The following is a 17,376-nucleotide window of genomic DNA, read 5'->3' as shown; positions in this document are numbered from 1 at the left end:
TAATTATGGATTGGATGTAATATCCATATAATCGTTTAAATATAAGGTTTCGAAAAAAAGATAAGGGGTTCAAAGTCTGGCTATGGTCAATGATGGATGGACCGACATCCAACATATAGTATTACTAATAATAAATTCGTAATAAGTTTCCGCCAATGCCGCCAAAACTACGCGAAAACGGGACACTGCCGTCGGCATGTCTGACAACCATTATAACCGATGAGGGGCTGGGAGCCGGCATGACCGTGAAATCCGTCCGGGGGAGGCGCCGCTACATATCGTTCGAAGTGCCCGAAGGCACCGACCGCGACGGCATAGTTATGGCCCTCGAAAAGGCGGAACCCCCCGTTCCAAGCGCCAAAGCGATAACCTGCGGCAAAGGCAAAGCCGTCATAAGGTGCTCGCCGGCCGACAGGGAGGCGGCGGTCTCCGCGATCTCATCATCTTTCGGGGGATCGAAATCGCTCAGAACGTCTGGGACCCTCCGCTCCCTCCGCGACTTGGACCCGGACCTCAGAGTCCCCCGCAAAAGGAAGAAATGAAGGCGGGACGCAACCCTGCTAAACGTCTTTATATCGGCCATGTTTTCACGCACCCGTTAATAAGGAGTTGAAAGAATGCAACCTGGGCAGATGGCATACGACAAAGGAACCAACATCTTTTCCCCGGACGGAAGGCTTTTCCAGGTGGAATACGCCCGCGAAGCCGTCAAAAAAGGATCGTCAACCATTGGAATCAAGTACAAAGGCGGAGTCGCGCTCATCGTGGACAGAAGATCCCTGAACAGGCTCATCGAACCCAAATCCACCGAGAAAATCCACCAGATCGATGAGTACACCGGATGCGCGACCTCTGGTCTCGTTGCTGATGCCAGGGTTCTCGTGGATTACGCCAGAAGAGTTTCCGAGGACCACAGGGTCAATTTCGGCGAGAACATGTCCGTCGAGATGCTCGTGAAGGAGATCTGCGACGCCAAACAGCAATACACCCAGGGAGGATACCGCCCCTTCGGGACCGCCCTCCTCGTCGCCGGAAGCGATGAGCTTGGCGTGCACCTCTTCGAGACGGACCCTTCAGGGGCGCTCGTGGCATACAAAGCGACCTGCATGGGAATCGGACGCGCGGCCGCGGTCGAAGTCCTCGAGAAAGAGTACGAAGACGACATGGAATTCTCCAAAGCGATGAAAGTCGGCCTCGAAGCCCTCGAAGCCGCCATCGAAGAGGAGCCCAAAGCGGACTCCATCGAGATCAGCGTTGCCGAGGAAGGCAAGAAATTCAGGAGACTCTCCGGATCCGAGATCGCGGAGATCATCGCCAACAAACAATGAAGGCATCGAAATGGTCAGCCTCGACGACGCGATAACAGCCAAACTTGAGACCCACGGCGAAACGTTCGAGATCCTACTTGACCCCAAGGTAGTGGATTTGATCAAGCAGGGAAAGGAGTTTGACATAGTAGAATACATGGCCGTCGAGGAAGTCTTCAAAAACGCCAGCAAAGGGACCAAACCCGCGGAAGACAAGATCAAAGAGGCGTTCGGAACCGACGATATCGGCGAGATCGCGAGGAAGATAGCGGAAAAGGGCGAGATACAGATAACCGCGGAGCAGCGCAAGGAAATGCTCGAAGCCAAGAGGCAACAGGTTATCGCGTACATAGCATCCAACGCCATCAACCCCCAGACCCATACCCCGCACCCGCCTCTGAGGATCCAGCTCGCTCTCGATGAGGCCAAATTCCGCGTCGATCCCTTCAAACCCCTTCAGAAGGAGATCGATGATGCCATGAAGCTTCTCAGGCCGATGATCCCCATAAAATTCGAGAAAAGCCGCATAGCCATCAAACTGAATGGCTCGGACTATGGCCGCTGCTACGACGATCTGATCCATTACGGGATCGTCGAAAGGGAGGAGTGGACCTCGGACGGCTCATGGATCGGGGTTATGGAGATCCCCGGCGGGCTGACCAACGAAATCACGGACAAGCTGAAGCATAAGACGAAAGGAACAGCATCCGTGAAACTGCTTAAGTGACAATGAGAGTGATAACAGATGGAAAAGAGAAATGCCAGGCAGACGCGCGAGATCGTCGTCCCGGGCGATGTTCTTGACGGATCTGGGATGAAGCCCGGCGAGAACGCTTACGTGTTCGACGGCAAAGTCCGCGCCAGCGTCATGGGCGTCAGAAACGTCTTCCAGAACACGGTCGGGGTCATACCCCTGAGGGGATGCTACATGCCGACGTCAGGGGATACCGTGATCGGCATCATCGTGGACATCGGCCCCTCCAACTGGCTGATTGACATTTGCGCGCCGTATCCCGCTCCCCTCCACGTCAACGAAGTGCCGTGGAAAGTGGAGTTCGGAGACACATCCAGATATCTGAATATGGGACAGGTCGTCCTGCTCAAGGTCCTGTCCGTCGACGAGAGCAAGAAGATCAACGTCACCATGAAGGATTCCGGCCTCAGGAGGCTGGAGGGCGGGAGGCTCGTCAAGATCTCCCATTCCAAGGTATCCAGGATCATAGGCAAGAGCGGATCGATGATCTCCATGCTGAAGAACATGACCGACTGCCGCATCACCGTTGGGCAGAACGGCATGATATGGATAGACGGGGACGACAGAAACGCTGATGTCGCCGCCCAAGCGGTGAAAATGATAGAGGCCAAGGCCCAGGCCAGCAATCTCACGGATAGGGTCAGAGAATACATAGAGAGCGAGCTCCCCCAGGAAGAGGACGAATACGAAGAGGAGGAGGACTTACAATGAGCGGACATACTGATATGGTATTGGTTGACGAGAACGGAATGAGGATCGACGGGCGCACCGCCGAGGAGCACAGGCAGATCAAAGTGGAAGCCGGAGTGCTGCACAACGCCGACGGCTCCGCATACGTGGAAATAGGCAAGAACAAGGTCCTCGCGGCCGTATATGGGCCGAGGGAGTGCCACCCCAGGCATCTGCAGAACCCCACCAAGGCGATCGTGCAGTGCAAATACAACATGGAAGCCTACTCCGTAAGCGACAGGAAGAGGCCGGGCCCGGACAGAAGGTCCGTCGAAATCTCCAAGCTCATCTCCGAGGCTCTGGAGAAAGTCGTCCTCACCGAGCTCTACCCCAGGGCTTCCATCGACGTCTACATCGAGATTCTGCAGGCCAACGCCGGGACCAGGTGCGCCGGGCTCACCGCCGCATCGGTTGCCCTCGCGGATGCCGGCATCCCCATGAGGGACATCGTCCCCGCCATCGCGGCCGGGAAAGCCGACGGGCACGTGCTCCTGGACCTCAACAAAGAGGAGGACAACTACGGCCAGGCCGACGTCCCCATCGCGATAATTCCTTCCACAGACGAAATAGTGCTGCTCCAGATGGACGGGAACATGACCCGCCAGGAATTCGACCGCGCCATAGAGCTGGCGGTCGGGGCATGCCACGAAGTCTATGACCTCCAAAAGGACGCCCTGAAGAGGCGCTATTCCAAACCCGCCGAGGAGAGTGAGTGAGCATGGGCAGCGAGATAATGTCCGATATTAAGCGCGACCACATCATGAAGCTTCTCGAAGACGGGAAGAGAGAGGACGGCCGCGGGACCACCGATTACAGGAACATCAAAATCGAGACCGATTGCATAGAGAGCGCCGACGGATCCGCCGGAGTGTACCTCGGGAACACCAAAGTCATGGCCGGAGTGAAGATCATCCCCGGCACCCCGTTCGCGGACACCCCCAACATCGGCGTGCTCACCACCGGAGCGGAATTCCTGCCCATGGCGCACCCCTCGTTCGAATCCGGACCCCCCGGAGAGGACGCGATCGAACTCGCCCGCGTCGTCGACCGCGGAATCCGCGAATCCGGCATGGTAGACGTCGAGGCCCTGTGCATAACCCCCGGAGAGGAGGTTTGGATGTGCTTCGTGGACATCTACGTCCATGACTACGACGGCAACCTTTTCGATGCCGCCAACCTCGCGGCCGTTTCGGCCCTCAAGACCGCCACCATCCCTTGCGCCCAATACGGCAAGGGCGAGGACAAACCTCTGCCGGTCACTTGCACCCCCATATCCGTTACGGAATCGAAGGTCGGAAACACTTTAATAGTAGACCCAAATTTCGACGAAGAGCAGATTTCAACCGCCCGCTTGACCGTCACCACTGATGACAACGGCAATTTCAGGGCAATGCAGAAAGGAGGATGCGGATCGATCACCCTGGACGAACTGAGCCTCTGTCTGGACAGGGCCGTGGAAAAGGGTGCTGAGATCAGGAAAATCATCGGGTGATTAAGATGTCAAAAAGAACAGTCAAAGTAGGGAGCGCAGGAAGGTTCGGCGCCAGGTACGGAGTCATCGTTCGCAACAGGGTCAAGACCATCGAGGCCAGCCAGAAAGCGAAGCACGAGTGCCCCGTCTGCCACCACGAGTCCGTGAAGAGGGTCAGCTCCGGCATCTGGTCCTGCAGACGCTGCGGAACCAAATTCGCCGCCGAGGCATACAGCCCCTACGCGAAGAAAGAGATCTCCAAGGTTTCCGAGCAGTGAACGGGTGATCCGATTGTACAGATGCGCCAAATGCAACGAACCTGTCAGGAGCGACCCGAAAACCCTCGGACTTCAGTGCGAGAAATGCGGGTCCAAGATATTCTTCAAGGAAAGGCCTTCCACGAAGAAGACCCTGTATTCGGACTGAGCATGTACAGCGCCGAACTCAGGATCGAAGGCGATGCCGCCGAAGCGACCTTGCCTTCCATCGGCCCTGAGGCGGGACGGGAGCTTCCCCGCACGGAGACGGAAATCGTTTCCGATGGGGAGGCCACCGTCATACGCATCAAAGCCGCCGATGCCACATCCATGAGGGCAGCGCTCAATTCATATCTGGAATGCATCAGGATAATCGAAGACATCCACAGACTCACGGAAGTAAGACAATGAACGGTATCAGCCCCCAACTGCAGAATCAGATAGCGCAGTTCCAGCAGGTCCAGCAGCAGCTTCAGGCCATCTCAAGCCAAAAGGCGCAGATGGACTCCCAGAAGCGCGAGATGGAGAGAACCCTCGAGGAGCTCGGCAAGAGTTCCGGAGCGGTCTACAAATCCGTTGGGACCCTCCTGATAAAGGTCGAGGACGTCCAGGCCCTGAGAAGCGAGCTTGAGGAGTCCATCGAGCTCATGGACGTGAGGATCGGATCCCTCGCCCGCCAGGAGAGCGGACTGAGAGAGAGGTTCCAATCCCTCCAAGAGACGATCAACGCCGCCATGGGCAGGACCCAGGCATAAATCGTCCCCTTCCGCGGGATTCCCGCGGTTTTTTCCCTTTTCACAGCGATTCTTGGGCGATAATTGTTGCAGACGCGATGGACGGCCGAATTGGAACGCCGAAAACAGCCAGGCAATAATTATAAGGTCGCGACAAGGGATTCCAATCCGAATCCTGCAGGCCCCCGCAGGAACCCGCAAGGGGTTTGCTGCCTTCCTCAGCGGAAGACAAGACCCAGAAGCTCAGCCATCAGGCGTATCGATTCGAGGGCCAGGGTCAGTTTGGCATGCGGCCCCTGGCCCTTACCTTCTTCGAAAATGATTCGAAAATATGATGAACATTAAGTAACCAGACGCATAATCCGGTCAGAAATGCGTGCCGCCGAATCTATCGCAGCGGCATGGAGGCAGGGAGATAGCATGGAGAACGGAAATGACACCGCAGAAAAGCGGATGTCTGAATATGCATTGGTCCTAGATGACGTGCATAAATCCTACGGCAACAGAGAAGCCGTGCATGGGATATCGCTGAACGTCAGGAAAGGCGAGATCTTCGGGCTAATCGGGCACAACGGCGCGGGGAAAACCACCACGCTGAGGATGATATCTACCATCCTGCGCATAACGTCGGGTACGATAAAAGTCTGCGGATATGACGTGGCTGCGGAGCCGGACAAGGTCAGGGAGATAATCAGCTACCTCCCGGAGGATGCGGGCGCATACAAAGACCTCACCGGCCGCGCATACCTGGATTTCATATCGAAATTCTACGCGTCCGGCGAGACGCAGAAAGAGATGTGCGACAAAGGCATCGAAATAGCTGACTTGGGGGAAAGAATAGACTCCAAGGTCGACACCTACAGCAAAGGGATGATGCGCAGGCTGCTCATAGCCAGGGCGGTGATGCCGTCCCCCAAGCTGGCCATCATGGATGAAGTGACCTCGGGATTGGACGTCATCAACGCCTTCGAAATCAGAGAGCTCATCAGAGACATATCGAAAAGCGGCGTGACGGTGATAATGTCGTCCCATAATATGTTCGAGGTCGACATGCTCTGCGACAGGGTCGCTATGATGGACCACGGGAACATCATCCTGATGGGGACGCCTGAGGATCTGAAGAAACAGTTCAATGCGGATAACCTCGAGGAAGTCTTTGTGAAGGCGGTGAAAAACGCATGAGCCATCTTACCAACATAGTGAAGAAAGAGCTGAAAGAGCTCCTGACGCCGGGATCCGTGATCTCGGTCGTGCTTATGATGGTGCTTTTCGCGATGCTTGGGGGGCTCATCGGCGGCGAGGTGGAGAAGGCCAAGATCCTCCCGGCGATTTCGGTTGTAGACGGAGATAACGGAGAGGTGACCCTTCCTGACGGGACCTCCTGGAACCTCGAAAGGAGCGTGGAACTGATCTATTCGTCATCCATCCCGGAGGGCGCGTCCGTCAGCGATTACATCATAAAACTGACGTCCACCAAAGACGCCGGCGGGAATATCGACTATGATGACCTCCAATCTAAGATGAAATCGGCGGGCACCGCCTGCGCCATGATTGTGCCGGACAATTTCGCGAGCTCCATAGCCAGCAAAACGCAGGCCAGCCTGGAACAGTTCTACATATACGAACCCACCGGGATGTTCGGCACCGCCCCGTCGTCGGTCGCGTCCACCGTAGTGTCGTCTCTGAACGTCCTCCTGTCCAGGGCGCTGCTGACCGAGGAATTCGGCCAAAAGGACTATGCGTTCTATATCGATCCGATAAAGACGAACGACATAGGCACCATGGTCAACGGGAACTATGTGAAGGATGTGACCCCGGCCGCGATAGCGAACCAGGTATCCAGCCAGACGATGCTGGTCCCCATGGTGATCATGATCATCATAATGATGGTCGGGAGCATCGTGATAAGCTCGATGGGCTCCGAAAAGGAGAACAAGACGCTGGAAACGCTCCTCACAATGCCCATAAGAAGAACGACGATTGTCACCGGGAAGATCATCGCCGCGGCGCTGGTGGGCCTGATATACGGCCTGGCATACATGTTCGGGATGAGCTTCTACATGAACGCCCTGACGTCGGAGATAACTTCAGGAGTCAGCCTGGAAAGCATCGGGCTCGGCCTCGGGCTGCAGGATTACGCTTTCCTGATGGTGTCGATGTTCCTCTCGATCATCTGCGCCCTCGGGTTGTGCATGATTCTGGGAGCGTTCGCCAAGAACAACAAGTCCGCCCAGACCATGACGCTGCCCATAAGCATCCTGGCCATGATCCCCATGTTCATCATCATGTTCTCCGGATGGTACGGATCCTCGGCGCTGGTGCAGGCGCTGCTGTTCATAATACCGTTCTCGCACCCGATGATCGCCGTGGAGGCCCTGATGTACAACGATTACGCGCTGGTCTTCTCGGGCATAGGATACATGGCGGCATTCGCATTCGTAGCCATCATGGTAACCGTTAGGCTGTACAACTCGGACATATTGGTGACCGGCCTGGGGCAGAACGGCTTCGTGCAAAGGCTGTTCGGCAGGAAATGAGCTGGGGGAGACCCCGGCAAACCTCTTCCCAATCTTTTTGGGCGGTCCGGACGGATGACGGGCCGTTTCCCACTCAAATAACAAATACATTCCGCGCAATAGACGGCCCATGGATAACATCGCCTCCCTGCTGGAAGGCAAAAGAAAGGTCATACTGGTGCACGGAAACGCCGACATGGACGCGATCGGATCGGCCTACGCATTGGCGGAGCTCTTCCCTCCCGCGGAAGTGTTCGCCCCCAATGGGATGGACCGGATCGCCAAGATCGCATCGGAGAAAGCCGGCATGATCGCCCTCGAAGAATGCGACATAAGCTCATACGAGCTGGCGGTTGTCGTGGACACGTCCGCCCCGGAGCAGCTGGAGACCGATCAGACGATACCTTCGGATGCGGTCGTGATCGACCATCACCGCGACACCGGCGGCTGGGAAGGGCATCCGATGTTCCGCGACGAGACCCGCGTATCGTGCTGCGAAATCATATTGGATTTTTATCTGAGAGCCGGAAAGAAACCTTCCAAGGAGGCTGCGATGATGCTTCTCGGAGGCATGATCACCGACAGCGGCGGATTCCAGTTCGCCGATCCCCGTACCTTGCGCGCGTTCGCGGCTCTTATGGAAGGATCCGGAATCCAGATGGACGAAGCCTTGGAATTCACCAGAGCTCCGGTGAGCATCTCCGAGAGGGTGGCCATGCTGAAAGCGATGGAGCGCGTGAAATTCGATCGCGTGGGGACTTTGGTCGTCGCCACCACGGTGGCAGGGAGCTTCGAATCGTCTGTATGCAGGGCCCTTCTTGGCGCCGGTGCGGACATCGCATTCGCCGGTTCCCAGAGGGACGACGAATTCCGCCTGAGCGGCAGGGCAACGCAGGATGCGGTCAGAAAGGGCATAGACCTGGGCTCTATCATGTGCTCAGCCGGCGTGGAGACGGAAAGCACCGGTGGCGGGCACGCCGGCGCCGCCGGGATCTCCGGCATAGGGGATGTCGAAGCGATGCTGCACATCTGCTCCCTGAAGTCCATGGAGGTCATGAGGGAGATCAAAGCCAGGGAGATGGCTGCGGAAGAGGAGAGACCATGAGCACGGACTATCCTCTGCTGAGGGAATGCTACCTGTCAAGCACGGTCAAAGACCGGAACGGCTACAACTATTTCCAGAACCCCATCAGCGACGGCGTCCCGTCCGTTGATCCGGCCGTTCTGAACGAGACCGCGGACGGGATCATATCTCTGTCGAAAGGTGATTTCGACATGATACTCGCGCCGGAGGCCATGGGGATACCGTTGGGGACGGCTATATCGCTGAAGACCGGCAAGCCTTTCTCGGTCGTCAGAAAGAAATCCTACGGGCTTCCCGGCGAGATCAAACTGACGCAGAAGACGGGATATTCCCATTCCAAGATGTTCCTCAACGGCGTCCGCCCCGGGATGAAGGTGATGATAGTGGATGATGTCGTCGATACCGGCGGCACCTTGGTGGCCATAGCCGAAGCCGTGAGAAAAGCCGGGGGCGAAGTGGCCGAGATAATAACCGCTTATTCCATGCCGGAGGATCTGTCTGAATTGTCTGCCAGGGCCGGAGCCCCGATAAAATCACTGCTCTCCATCGGATTGGACGGCACCAAACCTTTCATCAGATAACGCACGCGCACGCGACTGATTTATCGCTTGCCAGGGAGAGAGGGCCGCCATGGACCTCGCCCTGGCAGCTATCTGCCTTCTGCTTTCCGCCGCTGGCGCCGGCCTCGGCACGTTCAGCGGATTGGTGCCGGGGATTCACGTGAACACCCTGGCCGCCATCCTTCTCGCATCCTATCCCGCCCTTGAGGCTTCCATATCGCCGTTCGCCGGGACGGAAGGCGCCGCGATGGGCGTCTGCTGCTGCATAATGGCGGCATCCGTGACGCATTCGTTCCTCGATTTCATCCCGTCTGTGTTCATAGGAGCGCCCGATTCCGAGGATTCCGTTTCGGTGCTGCCGGGCCACAGACTGCTGCTGCAGGGAAGAGGGATGGAAGCCGTCAGAGCGGCGGCGATAGGAAGCCTGATCGGCACTTCCTGCGCAATCCTGATGGCCTTGCCGCTGCAATATGCCCTTCGCTCAGGGTTGGATGGGATCCTCAGCGGCATGACTCCCTTGGCGGTTGCTGGGGCGGCGACTGTGCTGATAATATCTCAGTTCAGAAAAGGGAGCGGAGTGCCTGGGACCATTGCATTCATCGTATCGGGGGCGCTGGGGGCGGCGGTGATGTGGCTCCCGATTCCTTCGCACGGTCTGTTCGGCGAGGGGTCGCTGATGTTCCCCATGCTGTCAGGCCTGTTCGGGGTGCCGGCGATGTTGACCGCCGCTTCTGAGGGCAGGATGCCGGCGCAGAGAGAATGCTCCGACCCGGAGGTGGCCGCGGCTGGTCTGAAGGGCGTGCTGATGGGATGCGTGGCAGGATGGTTCCCTGGAATCACTTCGACCGTCGGCGCATCCATATCCGCCTGCTTCATGCCTGAGAACAGACCGGAAAGGTTCATCGCTTCTGTAGCTTCGATAGGATCGGTGACGGCGGTCCTCTCGATAGTGACGCTGTCCGTCTCGGGGAGCGGCAGATCCGGCACAGCCTTGGCGATAGGCGAGATCACCGGGAATTCGCTTTCGGGAACGGCATCGCAGGCGTTCCTGATGCTTCTGGTGGCGGCCGCGATTGGCTCTCTGCTCGGCTATTATTTGACGGTGACGGCAGGGAGAGTTCTCTCGTCGGCTGCCAGCCGCATCGACCAAAAGAAGCTGAACAAAGGCGTCCTCGCACTCACCTCTGTTCTGGTGCTTCTTCTGACCGGGCCCTTCGGGTTGGCCGTACTAGCGATATCCGCGTTGGTCGGGTCCATGCCTCAGGCATTCGGCACAGACAGGACGATTCTGTGCGGATGCCTGCTGTTCCCGGTGCTGATCATGCAGCTGCGATCGCAGCCTGGATGATGCCTTGGACATGAAACGGGCATCGTCCACCACGAAGCGCTCGTGGGTTCCGGAACCTATCTCGCCGCATCCGTCACTGACCTGAACCTTGAATACGAGTCTCCTGCGGTCGACCTCGATGAGTTCGGTCTCGCAGACGATCTCTGCGCCTATCGGGGACGGGGCCGAATGGGCTAAGCCAAGATGGGCCCCTACGGTGCTCTGCCCTTCCGGAAGCTGGGATGCCACGCTCTCCGATGCGGTGGCTTCGATCAGAGCGACCATCGCCGGGGTCGCGAATACCTCCAGCATTCCGCTTCCGAGTGCGGCCGCAGTGTTTTCCGCCGTGACCTTCGCGGTTTTCCTTCCTTTGGTTCCGATTTCCATGGTTTGGAGCATGAGAGGCCAGTATTTTAGGATTCCATGGACCCTTGGTATGAAAGAAAGGCCGGGGAGCAGAATGTCTGCCCCCCTGGGTTTTCACCTCAGAACTCCCTGAAGTATCACATGCGGGGTTCCGTGGTCATCGACTATTTCCGAGTCGACATTGTAGACATCATGAATCATTTGCTCGTTGATGACTTCATTCGGTTCTCCTATTGCATAGATTTTCCCGGGCCTTTGGAGTACGATGACTTTGGTAGCATACTTGGCGGCAAGATTCAGATCGTGGCTGACGGTAAAACAGGTCATCCCTGTCTTATCGGAAAGCCTCCTCAGGAACGCCGAGACATAAATCTGATGCCTTATATCCAGATTCGCAGTAGGCTCGTCTAGCATCAGGATTTTGGGCTCCTGGACCAAACCTCTGGCTATGGATACTTTTTGATGCTGCCCTGCGGAAAGCTCGTTGAAATTCCTTTCCGCCAAGTCCTCGATCTCCATCGCTTTGAGAGCTTTGACCGCAACGGCTATGTCTTCCTTGGAAGTCCTCCATTTCTGACGGGAATATCTCCCTATCAGAACGGTATCCAGAACGGACATCACATTGAAATCGGAAGATATCACGGGAACATATCCTATTATCTTCGAAAGATCGCGGAGATCGTATTCTTCTACGTATTTGTCGAAGACGGATACCGTACCGGATTTGGGTTTGATGAGCCCGTCCACAACCCTTATGAGAGTGGATTTTCCGACTCCGTTGGGCCCGATGATGCACACATACTCCGGCTTGTCTATCTGGAACGATATGTCTTCGAGTACTGTGCGCCCGTCGCCATATCCGCACACCACATTATTGAGACTGATTATGGACATCGCCAAGCCTCTTTCTTCTGTTTAAGTATGAGATACAAGAACATCGGACCTCCGATGAACGCGGTGATAACTCCGACCTGAATGACAGCAGGCGCAATGACGGTCCTCCCGACGACATCCGCGATGGTGAGCAGCGCGGCTCCGAATGCGGCAGATGCGGGTATGAGGAACCTGTTGTCCGACCCTATCACCAGCCTGGAAATGTGGGGAGACACAAGGCCTATGAATCCGATAAGCCCGGTGAAACTGACGACTCCAGCGGCAAGAAGGGAAACAAGCAGCATGCAGGCGATTCTGAGGGAATTGGCGTTCACCCCTATCGAACGGGAACTTTCATCCCCTGTGGAGAGAACGTTTAGCTTGCGCGACATCAGCTGAAGGATGAAATACCCGACGATGACGACACCTGCCATGAAATAGACCTGCACCCAGGTGGCCCCATCTATGGATCCCACCTGCCATGCAAAAATCGCAGACAGCTTATCCGGGTCCGCCCACAGCTTTATCATCGTGGTGCATGCGTTGAAAATATACATGACTGCAATTCCGGCCATGATCATAGTAGTCGGAGAAGCCCCCTTCATCTTCGATACCACTATGATGACAGCGGTAGGTATTAGAGCGAATATGAATGCGTTGGTTACGATTCCGTATGCCCCGTTGGCCACCGTGAATCCGAGCGCGATGGCAATTGTGGCTCCGAAACCGGCTCCAGAAGATATGCCTGTGGTATAAGGATCGGCAAGAGGGTTGCGGAGGATGCTCTGCATCACAGCCCCTGCGGCGCCCAATCCCGCTCCGGCGAGGATTCCGGTACAAATCCTCGGAAGTCTCCAGCCCCATATGAGATAGTCTGCGGTTTCATCGGCTTCCGGAACATTGCCCATCAGGTGTTCGAACACTACCTCATAAGTATGCCAGAATCCGACCTGATAATCTCCGACAGTCATGGCATACCCTGCGGCCAACAGAGCGACAACTAGGCACAATACAATGAACGTGATTTTTTTGATCGTGTTTTTGTGATAGTTTGTTACAGTCTCTTCGATTCTGACATCATCGGCCATCCATGCGTCCACAGCATCGTCGATGATTTTTTCACTGGTATCCAACATTTGACTGCCCCTTCGGAACTGGCGGATCCCTGATGATGGGGTCCGCCAATAAAGACGGGAACGGGCTTTGACGCCCGAACCCGGCAGTTTTGATCAGATATCCATCTGAGGATAGCTGACTTTGTATTCGGTTCCAGTGTAGGAGATGGCTCCGTCCTTGTTCACATCAAGACTGACCACGTTGTAATTGTCGAACCACTCCTGGAGGTCTGCGAGAGCGTCTTCCAAAGTAAACTCGTCAGGATAGATCTGCGCGGCGATGACCTTCATCAGCGGGTAGGCAGAATAGCCGAATGTGTTCGGGTATTCGCTTCCGACGATGTTGCCGTTCTTGTATGCGTTGGTCTTCTCGAAGTTGGAGATCGCGGTCTCGAAAGCCTTGTTGTAGGTCTCGTGCGTGTAGTAGGTGCCGGTGGACTGGTCGTCAGCATATCCGGAATTCCCTGACATGCAGAAGACGATGTAATCGAACTTGCTGCTGTTGGCGACAAGCCACTCTACGTTGTGGTAAACGAACCCGAACTGGTTGGTCCCGTCCTCGTAATAGCAATTTCCGAGGTACTTGTTTATGAGCACATAGCTTCCGTGCCTCTCGTTGGCCAGGATTGAGATCTGGTCTTTGCTGGCGTCATAGCCGCTGATGACGAGTATGCTCTTGTCCTTGTTGGCATCGCCGATCTTGGATTTGAGCTCGTCTCCGATCTCATTGCAGTATTCCATGTATGCCCTGGACTTGTCTTCCTTGTCCATCAGGATGCCCATGGTCTGGATGGTCGAAAGGCAGTAGTTCCCGTTGTACCACAGCTGTATGAAGTCGATGTTCTGCTCGTTGTGGAGGCGGACCGCGAGATCGTGGTTCTCGGTTCTGGGCGTGCAGACAACCAGAGACACACCGTTTGCGATGAATTTCTCTACCGCATCGTCGGTTATGGCGCTGGAGCCGGTTGTCCCCCATTCGATGGTATCGCTATCGGAGAGGGTGGGCCACATTGTGCCGTAAACGGTGGCGGCCTTTGACGCGACTTTGATGTCATCCAGGACCCCGAGAATGGCGCAGGCCTCTGCCTGCTGGTAATAGGTCACGGCTATGTTCCTGTTGGTAAGCGGGAAGTTGACCGGAGTGGCGTCGCCGTAGTAGTCCTGGTAGAAGACCTCGCAGGGCGTCCTGCTGATTATATTGCGCACTATCTCTACGTCCTTCGAGTCTATGGTGCCATCGAGGTTAGCGTCTGCGAAGGGCATGTTGGTACTGTTGTATTTGGTGGTGCCGGCAATGATAGAATTCAGCATGCTGACATCAGTGCTGTCTATGAACAGGTCATTGTTCGCGTTCCCGTAAATGGGCACGTATGTTCCGATTTCTCCGAGGGTGACATCATCATAACTGATGGAGTTGAGCTTCGGATAGCTGGTCTGATAGGCACTTCCTGTGTATGAAACCGCACCCTGCGTAGTCACATCGATATCTACGACGTTGTAGTTGTCGAACCACTCCTGGAGAAGATCTCTGGCGTCGTCTATCGAGATGAGATCGGGATAAACCTGGGCGGCAATCAGAGGAAGAATGGCGTAAGCGGAATACCCGAATATGTTCGGATATGAGCTACCGACGATGTTGCCGTTTTTGTATGCCTTTACTTTGGTGAAGGGCTCGATCTGACTTTCGAAATCGGCGTTGTAGGCTTCCTGGGTGTAATACGTGCCTGTCGTCTGATCATCGGCATATCCGGAAATCCCTGATTTAGCGAAAATGATGTAATCGAATTTGTCGCTATTGGCAACGAGCCATTCCAGATTATGATTGACGAATCCGAACTGGTTGGTTCCGTCCTCATAATATGCATTTCCAAGATATTTGTCGACGAGGACATAGCTTCCGTGCCTCTCGTTGGCCATCAGCTCGAGCTTGTCGGAATCCACATAGTATTTGTCCATGACCAAGAAGTTCTTGGATGTGGTATCGGTGATTTTGCTGGTGAGAAGATCCGACACCTTGTTGCAGTATTCCATGTAAGCTCTGGATTTATCTTCCTTGTCCATCAGGATGCCCATGGTCTGGATGGTAGAGAGGCAGTAGTTCCCGTTGTACCACAGCTGTATGAAGTCGATATTGCGTTCGCTGTGGAGGCGGACCGCGAGATCGTGGTTCTCGGTTCTGGGCGTGCAGACAACCAGAGACACACCGTTTGCGATGAATTTCTCTACCGCATCATCGGTGATGGCGCTGGAGCCGGTTGTCCCCCATTCGATGGTATCGCCGTCGGAAAGGGTGGGCCACATTGTGCCGTAAACGGTGGCGGCCTTTGACGCGACCTTGACATCGTCAAGAACCCCGAGAATGGCGCAGGCTTCTGCCTGCTGGTAGTAGGTCACGGCTATATTCCTGTTGGTCAGCGGGAAGTTGACCGGGGTGGCGTCGCCGTAGTAGTCCTGGTAGAAGACCTCGCAGGGCGTCCTGCTTATGATGTTGCGCACTATCTCGACGTCCTTCGAGTCGATGGCGCCGTCTAGGTTGGCGTCTGCGAAGGGCATGTTGGTACTGTTGTATTTGGTGGTGCCAGCAATTATAGAGTTGATCATCTCGACATCGGTACCATCGATGTACAGATCGTTGTTCGCGTTCCCGTATATGGGCACATAAGTCCCTATATCGCCGAGAACGATGCCGTTGTAATCTTTATTGACTGTGACATTGCATGTTGCAGTTTTTGCCCCGTCGTCAGTCGTGACAGTTATGACGGCAGTTCCTTCAGAAACACCGGTCACAGTTCCATTGGATACCGTAGCTACAGATGTATTGCTGGATTTCCATGTGACATTCTTATTGGTGGCATTGGATGGCAACACAGTGGCCGTCAGCGAAGAAGAAGAACCTTTCGTGATAGCCATAGTAGATTTATCAAGTTCTACGCCAGTAACACTGACCGTTGTAGCCGGAGTGCTGACAGTGACCTTGCATGTCGCTGTCTTGCTGCCGTCGTCCGTAGTCACGGTTATGGTCGCACTGCCCGCTGAAACAGCTTTGACAACACCGTTGGATACCGTAGCTACAGATGTGTTGCTAGATTTCCAAATGACGTTCTTATTGGTGGCGTCAGACGGAGAAATGGTCGGCGTAAGCCTCGTTTCTGAACCCGTGTCCAAAGCAATAGAGGTCTTGTCAAGCGACACCCCGGTGACGCTGACATCTTTCCCATTGTTAGAAGTTAAAACCACCGCTGCCGCGATCGCCGCTAAAGCAACAATCAGGATAGCAACAATAGCTATAATTTTATTCTTTTCCATTTGAATACCGCCTGTTTGTTGGTTAAACTCCAGGTTGTTCATTATAGGAATACTATAAATTTAATAATGTGTGTTATCCAACAATAATATTAGGTTTTTTAAATCATATATCATAATTTTCTGAACCAAAATAAATATATCCAGCTGTATCGCTTAATCTGCCACTCGAACATCCAGAAACACAAATACAATTGAGGACGAAGAAAAGCAGCCGCCAAAAAAAAAAGAAACCTAATATTTGCCCGTGAGCGGGCGAAGGCTAAGAACGACCTCGGCCTCTTCCCGCTCACCGTAAAATGTTTGCGAGGTACACCCCGATGTCAGGCTCAGGACATGAAAGCGCCCGACGCACCAGAGGAAGCTCTTTGACCGGACCTGTCCGCACCAGAGTTCCCAGAATTGCCGTACGCATCTTCAGAATACCCGAAGAGGAATGTGGCGTGGATATGGCCTCCGGCTCCGCCGTTGCCTCCTTTTCCACCAAGACCTCCGGCCCCTCCAGTTCCAGGGCTGTTGCCGTTGCCACCGTTGCCGCCGTTGCCGCCGTTTCCGCCGTTGCCGCCGTTGCCGCCGTTTCCTGGATCAAGGTTAGCCCCACGGGTCCACTCGCTGTAACCCGGAGTTCCGCCGTTTCCGCCCTTACCGCCAGTTCCGCCGTTTCCGCCGTTACCTCCGGATCCAGATTTAACGTTACCTTGGATACTTGATCCTGACGATATGGCAAGGCCGCCGTTTCCGCCGTTACCTCCCTTTCCACCGCTTCCTCCGGTTCCTCCGGTACCAGCGTCAACACGTCCTCCGGTCAATACATTTCCATTAGCTCCGGCCCTACCTGTGGTCCCAGTACCACCAGATCCACCATCGGCGCCGTTTCCGCCGTTACCACCTTGAATCGTCACTGAAGAGCTGGGAAGAGACGATGTCACGCTATTCGCTTGGATAGCGGTACCACCGTTGCCACCGTTGCCACCGTTGCC

Annotated in this window: 20 protein-coding genes; 15 read left to right on the top strand and 5 right to left on the bottom strand. The window is 55.2% G+C overall.

The window, feature by feature from the left end; all coding sequences use genetic code 11:
* The first annotated feature begins 239 nt into the window (after positions 1-239).
* The 15 genes from IKP20_09260 to IKP20_09190 all read left to right on the top strand — a co-directional run bounded on the left by IKP20_09260 (position 240) and on the right by IKP20_09190 (position 10,760).
* Positions 240-542, top strand: coding sequence for a hypothetical protein (locus IKP20_09260; protein MBR4505133.1), 303 nt, complete (start codon positions 240-242; stop codon positions 540-542).
* 90 nt (positions 543-632) lie between these two features.
* Positions 633-1,328 carry an archaeal proteasome endopeptidase complex subunit alpha gene (psmA, locus tag IKP20_09255; protein ID MBR4505132.1) on the top strand — a complete coding sequence of 232 codons (696 nt, stop codon included), beginning with the start codon at positions 633-635 and terminating at the stop codon, positions 1,326-1,328.
* Positions 1,329-1,338: 10 nt separating this feature from the next.
* On the top strand, positions 1,339-2,034 hold the full coding sequence (locus IKP20_09250; protein ID MBR4505131.1) for a ribosome assembly factor SBDS: 696 nt from the start codon (positions 1,339-1,341) through the stop codon (positions 2,032-2,034).
* 18 nt (positions 2,035-2,052) lie between these two features.
* Positions 2,053-2,772 (top strand): S1 RNA-binding domain-containing protein, encoded by a 720-nt coding sequence (locus IKP20_09245; GenBank protein ID MBR4505130.1) that lies wholly within the window; start codon positions 2,053-2,055, stop codon positions 2,770-2,772.
* On the top strand, positions 2,769-3,506 hold the full coding sequence (locus IKP20_09240) for an exosome complex exonuclease Rrp41 (protein MBR4505129.1): 738 nt from the start codon (positions 2,769-2,771) through the stop codon (positions 3,504-3,506). The genes IKP20_09245 and IKP20_09240 overlap by 4 nt, the downstream gene beginning before the upstream one ends.
* A gap of 14 nt (positions 3,507-3,520) precedes the next feature.
* Positions 3,521-4,282, top strand: coding sequence for an exosome complex protein Rrp42 (locus tag IKP20_09235; protein MBR4505128.1), 762 nt, complete (start codon positions 3,521-3,523; stop codon positions 4,280-4,282).
* Positions 4,283-4,287: 5 nt separating this feature from the next.
* Positions 4,288-4,539 carry a 50S ribosomal protein L37ae gene (locus IKP20_09230; GenBank protein MBR4505127.1) on the top strand — a complete coding sequence of 84 codons (252 nt, stop codon included), beginning with the start codon at positions 4,288-4,290 and terminating at the stop codon, positions 4,537-4,539.
* A 13-nt stretch (positions 4,540-4,552) separates the two neighbouring features.
* Entirely contained in the window at positions 4,553-4,687 is a 135-nt protein-coding gene (locus tag IKP20_09225; GenBank protein MBR4505126.1) for a DNA-directed RNA polymerase subunit P, read from the top strand.
* 2 nt (positions 4,688-4,689) lie between these two features.
* Positions 4,690-4,929: a hypothetical protein gene (locus IKP20_09220; GenBank protein ID MBR4505125.1), complete on the top strand. Its 240-nt coding sequence runs from the start codon at positions 4,690-4,692 to the stop codon at positions 4,927-4,929.
* Positions 4,926-5,273, top strand: coding sequence for a prefoldin subunit beta (locus IKP20_09215; GenBank protein MBR4505124.1), 348 nt, complete (start codon positions 4,926-4,928; stop codon positions 5,271-5,273). The genes IKP20_09220 and IKP20_09215 overlap by 4 nt, the downstream gene beginning before the upstream one ends.
* 432 nt (positions 5,274-5,705) lie before the next feature.
* Positions 5,706-6,434 carry an ABC transporter ATP-binding protein gene (locus tag IKP20_09210; protein ID MBR4505123.1) on the top strand — a complete coding sequence of 243 codons (729 nt, stop codon included), beginning with the start codon at positions 5,706-5,708 and terminating at the stop codon, positions 6,432-6,434.
* On the top strand, positions 6,431-7,789 hold the full coding sequence (locus IKP20_09205) for an ABC transporter permease (protein ID MBR4505122.1): 1,359 nt from the start codon (positions 6,431-6,433) through the stop codon (positions 7,787-7,789). Before IKP20_09210 ends, IKP20_09205 begins: the two co-directional genes overlap by 4 nt.
* A gap of 109 nt (positions 7,790-7,898) precedes the next feature.
* On the top strand, positions 7,899-8,873 hold the full coding sequence (locus IKP20_09200) for a DHH family phosphoesterase (GenBank protein ID MBR4505121.1): 975 nt from the start codon (positions 7,899-7,901) through the stop codon (positions 8,871-8,873).
* Complete coding sequence (locus IKP20_09195) at positions 8,870-9,433, top strand: purine phosphoribosyltransferase family protein (GenBank protein ID MBR4505120.1); 564 nt, start codon at positions 8,870-8,872, stop codon at positions 9,431-9,433. Before IKP20_09200 ends, IKP20_09195 begins: the two co-directional genes overlap by 4 nt.
* A gap of 49 nt (positions 9,434-9,482) precedes the next feature.
* On the top strand, positions 9,483-10,760 hold the full coding sequence (locus IKP20_09190) for a tripartite tricarboxylate transporter permease (protein ID MBR4505119.1): 1,278 nt from the start codon (positions 9,483-9,485) through the stop codon (positions 10,758-10,760).
* On the opposite strand, the gene IKP20_09185 is transcribed toward IKP20_09190, so the two are convergent.
* From IKP20_09185 to IKP20_09165, 5 genes are all read right to left on the bottom strand, one after another.
* Entirely contained in the window at positions 10,641-11,126 is a 486-nt protein-coding gene (locus IKP20_09185; GenBank protein MBR4505118.1) for a thioesterase family protein, read from the bottom strand. The genes IKP20_09190 and IKP20_09185 overlap by 120 nt on opposite strands.
* Before the next feature lie 93 nt (positions 11,127-11,219).
* Positions 11,220-11,999: an ABC transporter ATP-binding protein gene (locus IKP20_09180; GenBank protein ID MBR4505117.1), complete on the bottom strand. Its 780-nt coding sequence runs from the start codon at positions 11,997-11,999 to the stop codon at positions 11,220-11,222.
* Positions 11,990-13,066 (bottom strand): iron ABC transporter permease, encoded by a 1,077-nt coding sequence (locus tag IKP20_09175; protein MBR4505116.1) that lies wholly within the window; start codon positions 13,064-13,066, stop codon positions 11,990-11,992. Before IKP20_09175 ends, IKP20_09180 begins: the two co-directional genes overlap by 10 nt.
* A 141-nt stretch (positions 13,067-13,207) precedes the next feature.
* Positions 13,208-16,399: an Ig-like domain-containing protein gene (locus IKP20_09170; GenBank protein ID MBR4505115.1), complete on the bottom strand. Its 3,192-nt coding sequence runs from the start codon at positions 16,397-16,399 to the stop codon at positions 13,208-13,210.
* 326 nt (positions 16,400-16,725) lie between these two features.
* Positions 16,726-17,376: hypothetical protein (locus tag IKP20_09165; GenBank protein MBR4505114.1), on the bottom strand; the 651-nt coding region annotated here is incomplete at its 5' end.

The organism is Candidatus Methanomethylophilaceae archaeon (assembly GCA_017524805.1).
Taxonomy (GTDB): domain Archaea; phylum Thermoplasmatota; class Thermoplasmata; order Methanomassiliicoccales; family Methanomethylophilaceae; genus Methanoprimaticola.
This window is presented reverse-complemented; position numbering and strand designations above follow the sequence as displayed.